11 protein-coding genes and 1 pseudogene are annotated in these 16,823 nt (G+C 64.3%); 4 read left to right on the top strand and 8 right to left on the bottom strand.

From position 1 onward, the window contains the following. Window positions 1-2: 2 nt before the first annotated feature. Genes OOZ63_RS17895 through OOZ63_RS17880 form a run of 4 tightly spaced genes read right to left on the bottom strand, consistent with a single transcriptional unit; the run spans window position 3 to window position 3,158 of the window. On the bottom strand, window positions 3-1,742 hold the full coding sequence (locus tag OOZ63_RS17895) for an L-aspartate oxidase (protein WP_266006951.1): 1,740 nt from the start codon (window positions 1,740-1,742) through the stop codon (window positions 3-5). Next, window positions 1,743-2,090, bottom strand: a complete 348-nt coding sequence (locus tag OOZ63_RS17890; RefSeq protein ID WP_266006950.1) for a succinate dehydrogenase — start codon at window positions 2,088-2,090, stop codon at window positions 1,743-1,745. Continuing rightward, complete coding sequence (locus tag OOZ63_RS17885) at window positions 2,087-2,422, bottom strand: succinate dehydrogenase (protein ID WP_266006949.1); 336 nt, start codon at window positions 2,420-2,422, stop codon at window positions 2,087-2,089. The genes OOZ63_RS17890 and OOZ63_RS17885 overlap by 4 nt, the downstream gene beginning before the upstream one ends. A gap of 1 nt (window position 2,423) precedes the next feature. Then, window positions 2,424-3,158: a succinate dehydrogenase/fumarate reductase iron-sulfur subunit gene (locus tag OOZ63_RS17880; RefSeq protein ID WP_416234750.1), complete on the bottom strand. Its 735-nt coding sequence runs from the start codon at window positions 3,156-3,158 to the stop codon at window positions 2,424-2,426. A 374-nt stretch (window positions 3,159-3,532) separates the two neighbouring features. Between OOZ63_RS17880 and OOZ63_RS17875 the strand changes: the two genes are divergently transcribed. Together OOZ63_RS17875 and OOZ63_RS17870 are read left to right on the top strand one after the other, a co-directional pair. Then, on the top strand, window positions 3,533-5,158 hold the full coding sequence (locus OOZ63_RS17875; protein WP_266006948.1) for a thiamine pyrophosphate-binding protein: 1,626 nt from the start codon (window positions 3,533-3,535) through the stop codon (window positions 5,156-5,158). Window positions 5,159-5,308: 150 nt separating this feature from the next. Then, window positions 5,309-6,313, top strand: a complete 1,005-nt coding sequence (locus OOZ63_RS17870; RefSeq protein ID WP_266006946.1) for a tripartite tricarboxylate transporter substrate binding protein — start codon at window positions 5,309-5,311, stop codon at window positions 6,311-6,313. A 61-nt stretch (window positions 6,314-6,374) separates the two neighbouring features. Here OOZ63_RS17870 and OOZ63_RS17865 read toward each other — a convergent pair whose 3' ends face one another. After that, the gene (locus OOZ63_RS17865; RefSeq protein WP_416234749.1) at window positions 6,375-7,859 is read right to left on the bottom strand and encodes an NAD-dependent succinate-semialdehyde dehydrogenase; all 1,485 of its coding nucleotides are present in this window, start codon (window positions 7,857-7,859) and stop codon (window positions 6,375-6,377) included. Then, window positions 7,856-9,313 (bottom strand): FAD-binding oxidoreductase, encoded by a 1,458-nt coding sequence (locus tag OOZ63_RS17860; RefSeq protein WP_266006945.1) that lies wholly within the window; start codon window positions 9,311-9,313, stop codon window positions 7,856-7,858. The genes OOZ63_RS17865 and OOZ63_RS17860 overlap by 4 nt, the downstream gene beginning before the upstream one ends. Before the next feature lie 280 nt (window positions 9,314-9,593). Between OOZ63_RS17860 and OOZ63_RS17855 the strand changes: the two genes are divergently transcribed. After that, the gene (locus OOZ63_RS17855) at window positions 9,594-9,959 is read left to right on the top strand and encodes a hypothetical protein (RefSeq protein ID WP_266006944.1); all 366 of its coding nucleotides are present in this window, start codon (window positions 9,594-9,596) and stop codon (window positions 9,957-9,959) included. A 159-nt stretch (window positions 9,960-10,118) separates the two neighbouring features. On the opposite strand, the pseudogene OOZ63_RS17850 reads toward OOZ63_RS17855, so the two are convergent. Next, window positions 10,119-11,565, bottom strand: a pseudogene (locus tag OOZ63_RS17850) (IS1182 family transposase). Window positions 11,566-11,842: 277 nt separating this feature from the next. Then, entirely contained in the window at window positions 11,843-14,509 is a 2,667-nt protein-coding gene (locus OOZ63_RS17845; RefSeq protein ID WP_266006943.1) for a helix-turn-helix transcriptional regulator, read from the bottom strand. 166 nt (window positions 14,510-14,675) lie between these two features. Here OOZ63_RS17845 and OOZ63_RS17840 point away from each other — a divergent pair, with 166 nt between their 5' ends. Then, window positions 14,676-16,814 carry a TonB-dependent receptor gene (locus OOZ63_RS17840; RefSeq protein WP_266006942.1) on the top strand — a complete coding sequence of 713 codons (2,139 nt, stop codon included), beginning with the start codon at window positions 14,676-14,678 and terminating at the stop codon, window positions 16,812-16,814. The last annotated feature ends 9 nt before the right edge of the window (window positions 16,815-16,823 follow it).

Here is a 16,823-nt window from a genome sequence, read left to right as displayed (position 1 = left end):
CTTTAGCTTTGCGGGATGCCGGCCTCGCCGCTGATCAGCGACTGGCCGGGGCGAACAATGTCGAACGAGACGGGGACCATCTCCAGATGAACCTCATCGACCACCGCGGCGACGCGGGTGTAGCAGCTGGTCGCCAGATCGCCGGGTTCAGGGAAGTCCTCGCGGAAATGGGCGCCGCGGCTGTTTTCGCGGGCCAGCGCTGAGACGGCGATGACCTTGGAGATATCGACCAGGCTCTCCAGGTTCAACCAGTCGTGCCAAGTCATGTTGTAGCGGCGATCGCCGTCGGACACGCCCATTGCCGACAGCGCAGCCCGGTGCGAGGCGACCTGCTGCAGGCCATGCTCCATCGCGGCCTTGTTGCGCAATACCCCTACGTCGTCCCACATCGTCTGTGCCAATGCGTCGCGCAAATCGTGGATGGCCCCCGTGGGGCGCGAGAACGGATACTCCGCCCGCGCTACGCCCTGCTCGATCACACGGCGGTCCGGATCGCGCCAGCGGCCCTCGCGCTTGACGAATGCAGCCATCGAGTCGCCGGCAATACCGCCAAACACGGTCGAATTGGCCACGCCGTTGCCGCCAAGCCGGTTCGCGCCATGCACGCCGCCGCAATCCTCGCCCGCAGCGAACAGGCCCGGCGATGCAGTTGAGCAGTCGACCTCGAACTCGACCCCGCCCATGAGGTAGTGGGCTGTTGGCACCACCTCGACCCTGCCACCGGCGAGGTCGAAGCCGCAGTCCCTGCAGCGGTTGACCATGCCGGGGAATGTCTTGGCCACCTTCTCGGGACCAAGATGGCTCATCTGCAGGTAGATCCCTCCCATCGGACCGGTGCGTCCTGCCCGCATCTCGGCGTAGATCCCCCGGCTGACCACGTCGCGCGTGGCCCGCTCGCCGCGCGGGTCGTAGTTGTTCATGAAGCGATCGCCGGCCCGGTTGAGCAAATAGCCGCCCGCGCCTCTGAGGCCCTCCTCGAGCACAGTGCCGGTCATGCGCGTGTCCTCGCCGCCGAGCAGGCCGGTGGGATGGAACTGCACCATCTCCATGTCGCGCAGCTTCAAGCCATAGCGCAGTGCCATGGCCAAGCCGTCGCAGGTCTTGTCACCCGAGGGCGTGTGGTAGCGGTACATGGTTGGTCCGCCCCCGGTCGCCAGCAGCACGGCCTTGGCCTGGACAAGGCGGTATCCGCCGGTGCGCATATCGATGAACAGCACGCCGGCGATTCCCGAGCCGTCGGCAGCCGGAATCAACTCGATGGCGCGGTGCTCCTCGAGCTCGTCGACATCGAGCGCCCGCACCTGCTCCATCAGGCGGTTGATGATCTCGATGCCGGTCAGGTCCGCCTTGTGCACCGTACGATCGAAACTCTGGCCGGCAAACGCCTTGGAATGCAGGCTGCCGTCCGGATTGCGGTCGAAGAAGCAGCCGATCTCGTTCTCAAGTTCGCGCACGCGCTCGATCGCACCCTCGACCAGGCGCCAAGCCAAGTCCTGCCGCGGCAGCCACTTTCCGCCCTCGATCGTGTCCATGAAATGGCGCTCGACGGAGTCGCCGGCCGACAGCGCGACGTTGTAGCCCCCCTGGACCATGCGCGTGCAACCGCATTTGCCAAGCAGGCCCTTGACCGTCACCGTCACCTGCAGATCCGGGTTGGCCTTCTTCGCATGCAACGCGGCGAACAGTCCGGCGCCGCCGGTTCCCAGGACCAGGATGTCGGTCTTGTAAGTTTCAATATTCATTCAGATCACTCCGGCCACGAAAACCAGCCCGACCAACAGCGAGGCGGCAAAACCCCAGCCAATCCACGACAGCCGCGCATTGCGGGTCGAGCTCCACGGCAGCAGCTCCATCGCCAGCAGGCGAAGGCCGAAACTCATGTGTATCGACAGCAGCACGACGAGACTCCACTCGCCGAACTTCATCAGCGGCATCTCCGACAGCTTCAAGAAACTGTCGAAGCGCCCGCTGCGCTCGAGCGCCATGCCGAGCACATAGAAATGAAACGGCAGGAAGATGCCCAGGGCCAAACCCGACAGGCGGTGGCCCACGAAAGCCCAATAGGCGCGGTGATTGCGTGGCGACTTCATGCGGCCAGCCCTCCGACCGCAACCACAGCACGTAGTCCCATCGCCAACAGCAGCAGGCCAAAGCCCAAGCACAGCCATGACGCCGTGCGCCGTCCGAGGCCGGTCCACTCGATCAAGACGTTGCGCAGGCCGATCGGCACGTGGATGCCTACACTCAGCACGAACAGGGTGTAGAACGCGATCCAGCCCCAACTGCCCTGCGTTCGAGCGAGCACCTCTGCGGCGCTGAGGCCGCCACGCACAGCGTACAGGACCAGGCCGACATGGATGAGGACGAAGGGAGCCATGATCATCGCGCTCAGGCGCTGAAGGGCGAACAGGCGAGGTTCCATCTCACCCCCCCTTCAAGAACAACTTGAGCGCATTCTTCTTGAGGCCGGCGATGCTGCCGGTCGGGCTCAGGCTGACCGGACAGTGAGTCATGCAGCTGCCTTGGCTGTGGCAGGAATTGCAGCCACTCCCCGAGGTCGCCTTGCGCAGCACATCCTTGGTGTCGGCATGGCGCTCGTCGTTGAACAGGGTCCAGGCGCGGTTCAATGCCGCGGGTCCCAAGTAGTCCTTGTCCCAGGAGACGACGTCGCAGGCCGCGTAACAGACTGCGCAGTTGATGCATTCAATTGCCGCATCAGCCATCTTGCGCTGGCGACTCTGCGGGGAGATCTTCGCGGGCGGGTCCTCGCGTGTAGCCGTGCCGATAAAGGTGTTGCCGGCCTTCTTCCATTTGGCAAAGAACTCGCTCATGTCGACGACGAGGTCCTTGATCCGAGGCACGTTGCGCAGCGGCTCTATCACGATCTCTCCGCCCTCCTGAACACGGCTCACATGGGTGCGGCAGGTCCAGCGGGGCTTGCCGTTGACCGTCATTGCGCAGGACCCACAGACGCCGACGCGGCAGGCGAACCGGTAGGACAGGGTCGGCTCGTGGTGGCGTTGGATTTCGGTGACCACATCGAGAACGGTCTGGTTCTCGCGCCAGGGGATCTGGTAAGTCGTCATCTCGCCGTCGCCGGAGCCGCGGGAAATGCGGACGGTCAGCAAGCGCGGGTCATTGCTTGTCGTGGTCATCATGAGCTTTCAGCAACAGGGGCTGGCGGTGCCTCCAAACATTGAGAAAAGTCTATTTGTTGACCGAAGCTAAAACAACGTTATTTAAGTTGATATTTATTGAATCAAAAAGAAGGGTTGCTCTCGAGCGATTGGTGCGCCGAAAACGGACGGAAGAGTTAGCCAGGCTTCGCCCGGGTTCCCGCTTGCAGCCGAGCGCTTGCGGCAGATCACACGCACTCGACAGCACCAAGCCTGCGCCGCCAAGTTCAGAAAATATCGATTTAGGGATTGGTCCTTAAGTAGATCTGCAGATCTAGACTTGCTCGCGACACAGCCCATCACTGAAGCGAGCGCCTCGTCGTTGGGACGGGCGGCTACGCATCGAAGGAGACTCAATGCTTGGAGCAGCACTTGTCGCGAAGGCCCTCAAACGCCAGGGCGTTAGCACGATCTTCAGCCTATCGGGCAACCAGATCATGCCAATCTACGATGCCTGCATCGACGCCCGGATCCGCATCGTGCACGTTCGGCACGAGGCTGCGGCAGTGTTCATGGCCGACGCCTGGGCGCAAGTGACCGGAGAGATCGGGGTGGCCCTGCTCACAGCCGGGCCCGGTGTGTCCAATGGCATAGCTCCGCTCTTCTCGGCGCGCCTGTCGGAAAGCCCGGTGCTGCTGCTGTCCGGCGATTCGCCGCTGAACGAAGACGGCATGGGTTCATTCCAGGAGATGGACCAGGTCACCATGTCGCGTCCGCTGACCAAGCTGTCAGAGCGCGTGCGCGTCATCGAAGCGCTGGCGCCGGCGGTCGACCGCGCGATCGCCACCGCGCTGGCGCCGCGCCAGGGTCCAGTTCATCTGGCCCTGCCCTTCGATCTGCTGACCGCCGAATCGGGGCTTGATGAACTCCCAGCCATGATTGAACCCGCCGCGCATTCGCCCCTGCCCAGCGCCGCCCTTGCCGAGATCGCCGCACTGCTGGGCAGCGCCAGCAAGCCGCTGATACTGGTCGGACCGGCGGACTGCCGCGCACACCGACAGACGGCGTTGAAGCAGTGCAGCGATGCGCTGCAGGTCCCTATCATTCCCATGGAAAGCCCCCGCGGCCTGCGCGATCCGTCGCTGGGCGCCGTGGCGGCCTGCATTGCAGAAGCCGACGTGGTCGTGCTGCTCGGCAAGCAGATCGACTTCACCCTGGGTTTCGCACGCAGCGCCTTCGCAGCCGGGGCGCGAGTTGCCGTGATCGACCCGGAAGCCCAGGCGCTCGACCGCGCGACACGGCTGCTTGGCCCCAAGCTGAGCGTGCGCTGCCAAGCGGACACCGCGGAAGCCCTTGCCTCGCTGTGCGCCACTGATCGGGGCCACAAGCCTGATCGCGCCGGCTGGAGCACACAGGTTGCTGCCGCGCGAGCGGAACGAGGCCTGGCGACGCCGGAACCATCCAGCGCGATCAGCTCGCCGGCACTGTGCCAAGCGGTGCAGACGCAGATCGATGCCAGTGAGAACACCATCCTTGTCTGCGACGGCGGCGAGTTCGGCCAATGGGCACAAGCCTTCTGCAGTGCGCCGATACGGCTGATCAATGGCATGTCAGGCGCCATCGGTGGCGGCATCTGCTACGCGATCGCGGCCAAGATCGCACGGCCAGACGCGCAGGTCGTGCTGCTGATGGGCGATGGCACCGCTGGCTTTCACTTCACCGAGTTCGACACCGCGGTTCGCGAGGGCGCGGCGTTCACGGCCATCATCGGCAACGACCTTCGCTGGAATGCCGAGCATGTGATCCAGATGCGCACTTATGGGGCCGACCGTCTGATCGGCTGCAGCCTCAGCGAGACCGCGCGCTATGACCGCGCCGCCGCAGCATTGGGCGGCTACGGTGCGAGCGTTGATCGTGCAGATCAGTTGGTACCCGCGCTCCGCGCGGCCATGGCCAGCGGTCGGCCAGCCTGCCTCAATGTACAGATTGACGGTCAGCCTGCCCCCGTTTTCACAGGTAAAGCCGTGGCTGCCACCCACTAGCCCATCACGATTGTCGGCCCAGGCCGGCAGCAATGCAGGCCGGCACCGAAGGGTACGACGCATGTCGCTGCCCTGCGAGGCCGGGCTGGCCTCCCCGCAAAAATCTGGACGGGCTGGGGGCACCGTCGCCCATAAAAAACAGGAGACAAGATGCAGACCACGCCCACCCTGAAGGTGCTCGGACCCAGTTTGGCCGGCGCGCTGGCACTGACAGCCGCAACGGCCCACGCCCAGACCCAGAACTATCCCGTCAAGCCAGTCTCCATCATCGTGCCGTTCAGTGCAGGCGGCGACGCGGACCAGTCCGCACGCAACCTGATGGTCACGGCCCAGGAACTGCTCAAGCAGCCGATCGTCATCGTTAATCGTCCCGGTGCCAATGGCGCGATCGGCTCGCAGGCGGTGCTCGCGGCACCACCGGACGGCTACACCCTGCTGCTGGCTCGCGTCGGCTCCCAGGCCATACTTCCAGCGTTGAAGCCGCCGGCGACGCTGAAATACGCCTGGAATGACTTCACGTTCATCGGACTGCTCGAGGTCAACCCGGTCGTTTGCGTGGTCCACCCGGACTCGCCCTACAAGACCCTGTCTGACCTGAGCAAGGCACTGAAGGCGCAGCCAGGCAAGCTGAACTATGCGTCTTCAGGGCCGGCCACGGTCCAGAATTTCGCGCCCCAGGTGCTGCTGCAAAGCCTAAAGCTCAAGCCCGATGCGGCTGTTGGCGTGCAGTACAAAGGCGGCTCCGAGGTGGCCATGGCGGTGCTGACGCGGGACGTGGATTTCGCGTGCAACAACCTGAGCTCCATGGCGGGCAACATTTCGGGTGGCAAGCTGCGTGCGCTGGTGACGACGACCACCGAACGGCTCAAGCAGTTTCCAAGCGTCCCCACGGCCAGCGAGGAAGGCCACCCGGACATGGAAGCCGTGGTCGGCTGGAGCGCGCTCTATGGACCCGCCAGAATGGAGCCCGAGGCAGTCAAGCGCTGGGTCGACGTGCTCAACAAAGCCGCTGCCGATCCCCGCTGGATCACCGCCAACGGCACGTACGGCGGCATCCCCCGCGTGATATCACCCGCCGAGACAGAGAAATTTGTGAATGTGAGCTTCAATCTATACCAGAAGCTGGGGCAGAAGCTGGGCATCGACTTGAACTGACGGAACAGGCGCCGAGGGCCTGCGCCCCCGGCGCCACTACCGCATCAAACTTAAGCCGTGTTCACTCAAGACCGCCTTGGCACACATACTTCAGGTGCATGTAGTCATCGAGGCCGTGTACCGAGCCCTCGCGCCCATAGCCTGAAGCCTTGACGCCGCCGAACGGCGCAGCCTCCGAGGTCAACACGCCCTCGTTGATGCCGACCAAGCCCACCTCAAGAGCGCGTGTCACACGCCAGATCCTGCGAACGTCCTGTGAATAGAAGTAGGCCGCCAGTCCATACGGCGTGTCGTTCGCCAGCGCAATCACTTCAGCCTCGTGGGCAAAGCGCTGGATAGCGACCAGCGGACCGAAAGTTTCCTCGACGCAGCAAGCCATGGAAGGGTCCGCGTTGACGAGCACGGTGGGTGCCATATACCGGGGGCCCAATGTATCTAGCCGCCGTCCGCCGGTCAGTACTCGCGCACCGCGCGCCAAGGCGTCGTGCAGATGAGACTCGACTTTTTCGACGGCGCGTTGATTGATCATCGGCCCGATCTGCGAGTCGGCGAGTCGCGCTGGCCCGACGATCAGCGCGCCGACCCGGCGCGCCAACTGCGCGGCGAAGGCATCGTGGACGTCTTCGTGCACATACACTCGGTTCGGGCTGACACAGGTCTGGCCTGCGTTGCGGAACTTGGCAGCCATGAGACCCTCGACCGCAGCGTCGATGTCGGCGTCCTCGAACACGATGAAGGGCGCATTGCCGCCCAGCTCCAGCGACAGCTTCTTCAAGGTGTCGGCCGAGCGCCGCGCAAGATGCTGGCCCACCGGCGTCGAACCCGTGAAGCTGATCTTGCGCACACGAGCGTCGTCGAGCCAGACGTCGACAACGGCAGGGGTGCGCTCGCGCGAGGCTGTCACCACGTTCAACACACCGGCAGGGATGCCGGCCAACAAGGCCAGTCCCGCCAATGCCAGGGCGCTGAGTGGCGCGTCTTCAGCCGGCTTGCAGACGACAGTGCAGCCGGCTGCCAGCGCCGGCGCGATCTTGCGCGCGATCATGGCGGCCGGGAAGTTCCACGGTGTGATCGCCGCAATAATCCCGGCCGGCTCCTTGATCACCAGCATCTGACGGCTTGACACCGGCGACGGGATCACGTCGCCGTTCGCGCGTGTCGCCTCCTCAGCAAACCATTCGATATAGCTGGCTGCATAGGCGATTTCGCCGCGGGCCTCCGTCCAGGGTTTGCCTTGCTCGCGCGACAGTAGTCGGCCGAGATCGTCCTGGTGCTCGATCACCAGGTCGTGCCAGCGCTTGAGCAGCCGAGCGCGCTCTTTTGCGGGCATGTCGCGCCAGGCGGGGAACGCCGTATGCGCGGCCTGGACGGCCGCCTCTGCATCGCAGGCCGCACTGTCGGGCACACGCGCCACAACCGAGCCATCGGCCGGGTCGAGCACTTCAAACTCTTGCGCTGCCTGCGCGGCCTGCCAGCGACCGCCGATCAGGTTCAGCGTCTGCAGAAGGTTTGCCTGGGTCAGGTCAAGCGAAATGGCATTGATCATGGATTGCGTTCAGTGGGATGAGGCAGCAATTTGCCGCGGTTCATCAAGTCCTGGGGGTCGAGGGCTCGTTTGAGCGCCTGCATGACTCTGAGCTCGGTCCTGCTTTTGAGTGCGAACACCTGCTGCGCTTTCAACTGTCCCAGGCCATGCTCGGCAGAGATCGAGCCGCCAAGCTCGGAGACCATCTCGTAGACGCGGCGGCTGACCGCCTTCATCGCAAGCTCGAAGTCCTTGGCAGCCGCGCCGCGTGGCTGCAGCACGTTGTAATGCAGGTTGCCGTCACCAACATGGCCGAAGACGATCACGCGCGCGCCCGCAAGGGTTGCGGCAATGAAGGCACCAGCGTCATCGAGAAAGCGGGCCACTTTGGACAATGGCAGCGCGATGTCGTGCTTGACGATAGCGCCTTCGGCGCGTTGCGCCTCCGTCACACGCTCGCGGAGCGACCAGAACTGGCCCACTTGCGCCAGACTTTCAGCGATTGTCGCGTCGCGCACAAGGCCGGCCTCCAGTGCCTCGCCGAGCACATGCTCCATCTGCGCTCGCAGATCCAGCGAGGCCATCGAATCGCTCCATTCGGTCAGCACGTACCATGGGTGCGGCTCAGTCAGGGGGTCCCGCCCCTGTTGGTGATGGGCCAACACCAACTCAAGCATCGGGCGGCTGATCAATTCGAACGAGCTGATCCTCTCGCCCACCCGCGCGCGCAGATGTCGAAGCAGCTCCACAGCCGCGCTCGGGCTGTCGACGGCAATCCACGCCGTCGAACTCGCAGGCGTCATGGGATAGAGCTGAAGCACAGCGCGCGTGATCACACCGAGCGTTCCTTCTGCACCGATGAACATCTGCTTGAGGTCGTAACCGGTGTTGTCCTTGCGCAGGCCCCGCATCAGATTCAGCACTTCACCGTCAGCAAGAACGACCTCGAGCCCCAAGACAGCGCTGCGTGCGTTGCCGTAGCGCAGTACGTTGACACCCCCGGCATTCGTCGAAAGATTGCCGCCGATCTGGCAACTGCCCTGCGCACCGAGCGCAAGCGGAAAGTACGCACCGGCCGCAGCCGCCGCGTCCTTGACCTGCTGCAGCACGCATCCAGCCTCAACCGTCATCGTCTGATTGAGCAAGTCGACATCGACGACCCGATTCATGCGCGACAGATTCAGCAACAGTTCTCCACCGAGTGACATTGCGCCGCCCGCCATGCCGGTCATCCCTCCTTGGGGGACGACAGGTACACCGTGTTCCGCGCAGAGTCTCACCACCGCTGACACCTCGGCAGTGCTGGCGGGCCGCGCCACCGCCAATGGCAAGCCCGGCGAAACGCCGCTCCAGTCGGCCGCATAGCCACTCATTTGGTCAGGCTGATCGATCAGCCCATAAGAGCCCAGCAGATCGCGCAGCGACCGCATCATCGTCTCGTTGCGGGCGAATAGCGCGGGGTTATGAAATGGCATCGTGTGAGGGGGGAGCATCGCAGGCGCGGAGAAGGGCCACCGCAGTCTAGAGGCCCGAGCGCCGCGGGACACCCGCCATCAAATCGATATTTTCTGAACCAAATGTCCAGTCGAATCTATTGATAGACGGTATCAAAAGCGCTGCTTCAGCGCGCAATTGACGTCCCAGCATCTATCCGGCGTTGCAGGCGCAATCCATGGTCAATTCAGCTCGCTTCATGGCCGAATGTTGAAAGGCCACTGCAGAGATCCCGAGCCTATCCACCAGTTTCGAGCGGGTATGAAAGTGAACGAGCAAATCTTCAGGGATTTCGTCACTTCGGTGCCGACGAACGGCTTTAGGTCAGTGAAACTGCGGCTCCAGGCGTCTGCAACGGGTCAGCGCCGTCGGTGGAGATGCTCGACCGCGAAGGCGCTGGACCTGTCGGGCTGGATGCTGCGAACGGCCGCTTCCAGGTGGAGCGGTCCATCGAAGGGGTCGCGGCACAAGCCAAAGTGGCTCCTGGTTGCGGCTCAGCGAATCAAAAACAATCGTCCCCTGACCGCCATCACCGACGATGCGATCAGCAACGTGGAAGTCAGCAGTAGGTGGCGGAGCTGCCGCCGATTCGATGACGACAGTCAGGAATGTGCCGAGGCCGTGTGAGAACTCAATCTGACAGGAATTGGGCGAATGAGGCTGCCGCGCGCGGTGCCCAGAGGTCCGTTTCGGGCCGTATGGACGGCGATATACCTTTGCCAATCAGAACTGCGTCACCTGGCTTGGCGCATCTGATGTGGCTACTGAGCGCGCAAAAGGACTGCATCAAGCCCTGATCAACCGCATGGCGGTTATCAACTGTTCGATCCCCAGGATGCCCATCACTCGTTTGATGTTGTAGGCCAGCACGTGCAAGCTCATCTCCGTGCCAACGTTGGCCAGCCTCCTCGTTAAGAAGTGCGTCGAGCCCATCCAGTGCTTGGGCGTGCCGAAGACGTGTTCGACTGTGCGCTTGCGTACCTTCATGGCATCGGGGTTGCGATCCAGGCGCTGCTGTACGGCTTCCAGCACCGACTCATGCTCCCAGCGTGAGATGCGCCGATGTTGGCTGGGCGTGCATTGGGCTTTCATCGGGCATTGCCCGCACGCACTGCTCCAGTAGCGGTGCATCAGCAGACCCCCCTCCAGGCGGCTGAACCGGTAGATCGCACGCTGCCCCGCCGGGCAGCGGTACTCGTTATCGCTGGCGATGTAGACGAAGTCCGCCTTGTCGAAGCGGCCTTCAGCCCTGGCGCCTGAGGTCATGGGCTTGGGCAACATGACCGTGATGCCCGCATCGTCGCAGTCTTTGATCTGCTGCCCGCTGTAGTAACCCCGATCAGCAACGGCCTGCAGCGTGACCTGGCCCATGGCCTTCTTGGCCGCCTGCGCGACCGGACTCAGTTGCGCACGCTCGTTGCCGATGTTCGTGACTTCGTGCGTCACGATCAGGTGGTGCTTGGCATCCACTGCCGCCTGCACGTTGTAGCCCACCACCCCGGTGGCCTTGCCTCTCGAGCTCATCGAGCGTGCGTCCGGGTCCGTCAATGACAGTTGCCCATCGGGCTTGTGCCGAGTTGCTGTTTGATCTCGTCGAGTTGGCGCATCTGCTGGCGCAGCCACTCGATCTTGCCCTTCAGCCGCGGTGTCCTGGCTTCCACCTCTGGGGGCTGCGTGCGATCCGCTGTCTCCAAGGCATCCAGATAGCGTTGAACGTTCTGCTCGACCTGCTCTTGGCGCTTGTCGATCTTGCCCATCGAGAAGTTGCGATCACGGCTGTTGACCGCCTTGAACTTGCTCCCATCGATCGCCACCAGCGCTTGCGAGAACAGCTTGAGCTCGCGACACAGTTCAACGAAGCGCCGGCACACACCTTGCGAATGCCCTGGCCCTTGTCACGCCTGAAGTCTGCAATCGTCTTAAGGTCCGCCGCCAAGCGACCCGTCAACCACATCAGCTCCACGTTGCGCTGGCATTCGCGCTCTAGGCGCCGGCTCGACTGCACGCGGTTGAGATAGCCATAGATGTAGATCTTCAGCAGCACCGCCGGGTCATACGATGGCCGTCCCGTCAACGCTGGCGTCGCTCCCGCGAATTCCAGCTTCACCAGGTCAAGCTCAGCGACAAACGCTTCAACAACCCGCACCGGATTGTCCTGCGCAATGAAGTCGTCCAAGCACTCCGGCACCAGCGTCACCTGCGTTCGTTCCTGCCCTTCGATGAACCTCGACATATCGACTCCCGAACTCGATATGTCTAAGAACTCTACAGATTCAGCACCGCAGGTGTGAGGGGGGTTTCACACAGCCTCTGCCCATTGCAGTCACCCGACACTTCGCCCCGACGCGGCGGACCTTGTCATCTGGCGACCCACCGAATTGGCGCGGGCCTCAGGCGCCGAATGTGGTCTTCTTGTCGTCGGAGAACTCGTCGTAGCTGGGGATGTAGTGCTGAATGAAGACCAGTCGTTGGGTGCCGGCGAGTTTCCGTGGAGACTGGATGTCTTGCCCTCATGGCATCAACGTTCGCCGCCTAGCCTCCAGAATTGCATCCTCTCGCGTGCGCACGTTCAACTTGGAGAAGATCGCCTTCAAGTGATGCTTAACGGTTTCTGGGGACAGCAGCAGGTTCTTGGCAATCAGCTTAGTTGTGTGGTCCTTGGCGAGTTCGCACAGCACGTCAACCTCGCGTGGCGTCAGCGGGCTGGCGGCATCACCCAGAGCACGGCTGCGAAAGCGCTGCTCCCAGGTGTGCACCAGTGCCTGGGCCCATGGCAGCTCGAGCATTTGGGCGGTCACGGGGGCCCCTGAAAGCCAGACGCGGACCTGCGCGATCAGCTCGGCACCGAAGTCCAGAAAGGGCTGAATGGCGCCGCTGTGCGCGCCCAGGGCCAAGGCCTGCAGCAAAGCGCGCTGGGCGCCTGCGGCATCGCCCAGCGCCTCGCGCGCGCGGGCCGCCATCAGCTGCGCGCACAGCTCGCCGAGGCGATGGCCGGAGCGCCTGGCCAGGCCCAGCAGGGCCGTGGCCGTCGTCTCAGCCGCCGCCGCATCGCCCTGCCCCATCCTCACAAAGAAGCTGGCCCGCGCCAGCGCCTCGACCGAGATCCAGGGGAGCGCAAAGGGCTCCTGGGCCAGGGCCCACAGCTCGTCGAGCTTGACGCGCTCGGCCAGCGCCTGCGCACCGGCCAAGTCGCCCAGGCGTGCCAGCAATTGCACTTGCGCCGCCCCGGCCAGCATCTCCAGATGCGGCAGGTTTTCCTCGAAAGCCAGGTGGCGGGCGCCCTCCAGCAGTTCCATTGCGCGATCCGCATGGCCCAGCGCGAACTCGCACAGCGCGGTCTCGACATGGCCGGCGTGCAGCACCTCCAGAAGCCGCGTCGGTGCCCACGGTGCCATGGCCGAGAAATGTTCCAGTGCGGCCTCGGTCTCGCCGCGCAGCCGGGCGATATGACCCAGCAGGCTGCTGACCAGGCGGCTCAGCGAGCCCTGGCGGAAGTTGAGGAAATTGGCGTCTTGCTGCAGCGACTGGCGTATGTCGCGCTCGGCCTGCGCCAAGTCGCCGCGGGCCAGGGCGCTGCGTGCGTGGTAGGTCCAGATCCAAGGGCTGTTGTAGGTGTAGGCACCGCTGGCGAACACCGCCTCGACCTCGCGGATACGGCGCTCGCAGCGATCGACCGGGCCGTAGCGGTGCAGAAAAAAGATCTCGATCGGCACGGTGCAGCCCAGTGGCCGCTGGTCCTGCGCGGCATGGGCGCGTGCCAGCTGCCGCGCCTGGTCCAGCACCGACCAGGGCGAGAAGCGCAGGTGGTGCTCGGCCGGGTTCATCTGCATCATGCAGCGCGACACCTCCAGATCAAACCGTGCGGGGTCGTCGGCCGCCGTGTCGGCGTCGCGGATCTGCTGCTCCAGCCGCTCGAACTCCAGCGCCGCGCTGGCCGGGTCGGCCTCCAGCACCTGCTGCACCAGTTGCAGCAGGCGCAGCCGCGGCCGCTTGCGTATCGTTGCCTCGGGCAGTTGCTGCAGGAGCAGCCGTGAGCGCACCGCACCCTCGTTCGCAACGAGCAGAAAACCGCCTGCTTCCTCGATCAGGTCGGCCCCCATGTCCAGCCGGCCACCGGCCACCGCATGGGCTACCGCCTCGTGGAGATGGCCGCGCTCGGCCAGGTGGCGGGCCGCACGCAGGTGCAGGCCGGCCATGCGCCCCGGTGAATCCAGCTCGGCGGCATCGATCAGATAGTCGCGCAGCAACGGGTGTAGCCGCGCCGACCAGGGCGCTTCCTCGACCACGGCAATCGGCTTGATGCGCGCCAGTTGCTGGATCAGGGCCAGGCTGTCGTCGCGGCCACGCAAGGCATTGGCGCTGGCCACATCGACGGTGTCGAGCACCGCCACATCGCCCAGAAACTCGAGCATCGCCACCGGCAAGGTGGCCAGCACCTCTTCGGCCAGGTAATCGAAGATCTGGCGGCGCGGAATCTTCGCCCGCGCATCGACCGTCCAGTCGGTCGTCGCCGCGCCGCCGCTGGCGCGCAGCCGGGCCAGTTGCAGCGCGAACGGCCAGCCATCGGCATAGGCGGCGACCTGCTGCGCGGCGGTCTCGGGCAGGGCGTCGCACAGCAACAGCACAGACTCGTCGCGGGTGAAGCGCAGCAGCTCGGCATCGACCAGGCGCACCTTGCCGGCCAGCTGCAGCCGGGTCAGATGTTGGTGAGGAGCTTCACGGCTGGCCAGCACGATACTGATATGGGGCGGCGCGGCCAGCACCAAGTCCTCTACGATGCCGTCCACGGCGACGCTGGACGCGCATTCGTAGTCGTCGATGCAGATCAGCAGCGGCTCGCGCAGCTCGGCCAGGCGCAATGCACAGGACTGGCTGGCAGCCTGGTCCAGCTTGCAGCGGCCCAGCGCGGCCTGCAGGTTCTCGGCGAACAGCACCGGGTCCTTGTCGCGCTCGTCGCAGTTCAGCCAGGCGACCTGGCTGCCCTCGCCGCGCCTGTAGTCGGCCAGTTGTGCCAGCACCGTGGTCTTGCCGAAGCCGGCCGGGGCGCTGAGCAGAGTCAGCCGGGCGGAGCTGGGGGCGGCGTTGAGCAGCCGATCGATCACGCGCTGACGCCACAAGGCCTCATCGACATGCACGATCGGTTCAAAGCGCAGGGCGGGGTCGGCGGGCGATGTCATGCCGATTGATTGTGCATGGCACCCTCGGTAGTAGCCCGGCCTCATGCGGCCGGGTTTGCCCCATCCCCCGTTTTTGCCAGGCGTGCCCCCCGCCGGATCCGTTGCCCAAGCGGTCTGCCTCGCCCAGACTTCATTCACCCCAATGCCAACTTCGAAGGACTCTTGCATGAAGTGCTCACCGCAAGCCCGCCACCGGCTAAAGCCTGTCAGCTTAGCTGCGCTGGCCCTGCTCACCACCACCTCGGCCTGGAGCCAAGGCAGCGAGCCGCCTGCCGCCGCCGATGCAGCGCCCAAGCTGGAGACGGTGGTGGTCACGGCGCAGCGTCGGCTTGAGCGCCTGCAAGACGTTCCGGCTTCGGTGAAAGCCTTCTCGTCCAAGCAGATCGAGAGCATGGGCATCGGTAGCACACAGGACTTCGTAAACCTGACGCCGAACATGTCATTTGACAACTCTTTCACCTACGGCAATTCCTTCATCGTGCTGCGCGGCGTGACCCAGATCAACAACGCCGACTCGCCGGTGGCGGTGGTGGTCGATGGCGTGCCACAGAACAACCAGAAGCAGCTGAAGATGAACCTGTTCGACATCGAACGGATTGAGGTGCTGAAGGGCCCGCAGGGCGCGCTGTACGGCCGCAACGCCATCGGCGGGGCGATCAATATCGAGACCAAGGCACCGGGCAACAAGCTGGAAGGCTTTGTCGGCGCGGAGCTGGGCAATGGAGGCGCGCGCGAATTGTCGGGCGGTGTCAGCGGCGCGCTGGTGCCGGACACGGCGCTGTTTCGCGTCGTAGCGCAAACCAAAAGCAGCGACGGTCTGATCACCAACACCTACAGCGGGGCCAAGGTCGATGCCGTCGGCCACGACAACTCGCTGCGGGCCAAGCTGCTGCTCAAACCCAATGCCGACCTGCAGATCGACCTGCGCGCCAATCTGATCGACTATGCCGCCGGGGCGACCTGGGATAGCATCGTCGCCGACCGCAATCCAGCCACTATCGTGGCACCGCGCGCCAACATCCTGGGCAGCACCGAGGGCCATACCGATGAGCTCAGCGCCAAGGTCCAGTACGAGCTGAGTGTCGGCACCCTGACGTCCATCACCAGCTACACCAAGCTGACCGAGCGCTACCGCGGCGACGTCGATTTCTCCAACCCGACCGACTCGCCCGGGGGCTTTCTGGGCCTGGGCTTCCAGGCCGGTCAGGGCCAGAACCTGGGCGTTCGCATGGCCAGCCAGGAGCTGCGCCTGACCTCGCCGGACGACCAGGCCGTGCGCTGGATTGGCGGCCTTTATTATCTGGACACCAAGCGCGATCTGGAAACACGCGCCTTCATCGATGTCGATAGCTCGACCGGCCAGTGGGATGACGCCGGCAAGACCATCGTCCATCAGCAGGAGTCCAACCACAACCGCGCCTCGGCCCTGTTCGGCCAGGTCGATGTGGACTTCAGCAAGCAGCTGACCCTGTCCAGCGCGTTGCGCTATGACCGTGACCAGCGCGAGCAGACCAATGTGCTCAACGGCGCGGTGCGCTCGGCCACTTATTCCAAATGGCAGCCCAAGTTCACGCTGACGCAAAAGTTCAGCCGCGACACGCTGGCCTACGCCACCCTGAGCACAGGCTTTCGCTCCGGCGGTTTCAACGCGCCGGGCATCCCCGACTTCAAGGCCGAGACCTTGAGCAATGCCGAGGTTGGCGCGAAAACGATCCTGCTGGACGGCCGATTCCTGTTCAACGCCGCGCTGTTTGTCTCGCGCTCGAAGGACTTCCAGTTCTTCAAGGTGGACATCGCCACCAGCTCCCAAGTCATCACCAATATCGACTCGGTTGCGCTGAAGGGACTGGATCTGGACTTCCGCTTCCTGCCGATGAAGGGGCTGGAGTTCGACGGCGGTCTGGGCGTCACCCACAGCAGCATCCGCCGCAGCACGGCCGAGCCGGCCACGGTGGGCAATCACACGCCGAAGACCGTGCCCTTCAAGATCAACTTCGGCGCGCAGTACACCCAGCCGCTGGGCAATGGCCTGGAAGGCCTGCTACGCGCCGACTACGAGCATCGCGACAAGAAGTACTGGCACCCGGACAACATGGCCGTGTCACCGGCGCTCGATCTGTTGGGCCTGCGCATCGGCGTGCGCGACGCCAAGGACCGCTGGTCGGTCACCCTGGTCGGCCGCAATCTGGGCAACAAGCGCTACTACGCCGACTACAACGCCAGCCGCTACAGCGGCCTGCCCTACGACATCGGCTCGCTGGCCACCGGCCGCACGGTCGGCCTTGAAGCCAAGTTCCGCTTGTGAGGGGCGCGC

The sequence above is a fragment of the Paucibacter sp. PLA-PC-4 genome (assembly GCF_026241155.1).
In the GTDB taxonomy this organism is placed as follows: Bacteria; Pseudomonadota; Gammaproteobacteria; order Burkholderiales; family Burkholderiaceae_C; genus Roseateles_E.
This window is presented reverse-complemented; position numbering and strand designations above follow the sequence as displayed.

Bases quoted from the DNA above. Each gene is read 5' to 3' on its own strand.
- OOZ63_RS17895 (WP_266006951.1), bottom strand. From the start codon at position 1,742: ATGAATATTGAAACTTACAAGACCGACATCCTGGTCCTGGGAACCGGC.
- OOZ63_RS17890 (WP_266006950.1), bottom strand. From the start codon at position 2,090: ATGAAGTCGCCACGCAATCACCGCGCCTATTGGGCTTTCGTGGGCCAC.
- OOZ63_RS17885 (WP_266006949.1), bottom strand. From the start codon at position 2,422: ATGGAACCTCGCCTGTTCGCCCTTCAGCGCCTGAGCGCGATGATCATG.
- OOZ63_RS17880 (WP_416234750.1), bottom strand. From the start codon at position 3,158: ATGATGACCACGACAAGCAATGACCCGCGCTTGCTGACCGTCCGCATT.
- OOZ63_RS17875 (WP_266006948.1), top strand. From the start codon at position 3,533: ATGCTTGGAGCAGCACTTGTCGCGAAGGCCCTCAAACGCCAGGGCGTT.
- OOZ63_RS17870 (WP_266006946.1), top strand. From the start codon at position 5,309: ATGCAGACCACGCCCACCCTGAAGGTGCTCGGACCCAGTTTGGCCGGC.
- OOZ63_RS17865 (WP_416234749.1), bottom strand. From the start codon at position 7,859: ATGATCAATGCCATTTCGCTTGACCTGACCCAGGCAAACCTTCTGCAG.
- OOZ63_RS17860 (WP_266006945.1), bottom strand. From the start codon at position 9,313: ATGCCATTTCATAACCCCGCGCTATTCGCCCGCAACGAGACGATGATG.
- OOZ63_RS17855 (WP_266006944.1), top strand. From the start codon at position 9,594: ATGAAAGTGAACGAGCAAATCTTCAGGGATTTCGTCACTTCGGTGCCG.
- OOZ63_RS17845 (WP_266006943.1), bottom strand. From the start codon at position 14,509: ATGACATCGCCCGCCGACCCCGCCCTGCGCTTTGAACCGATCGTGCAT.
- OOZ63_RS17840 (WP_266006942.1), top strand. From the start codon at position 14,676: ATGAAGTGCTCACCGCAAGCCCGCCACCGGCTAAAGCCTGTCAGCTTA.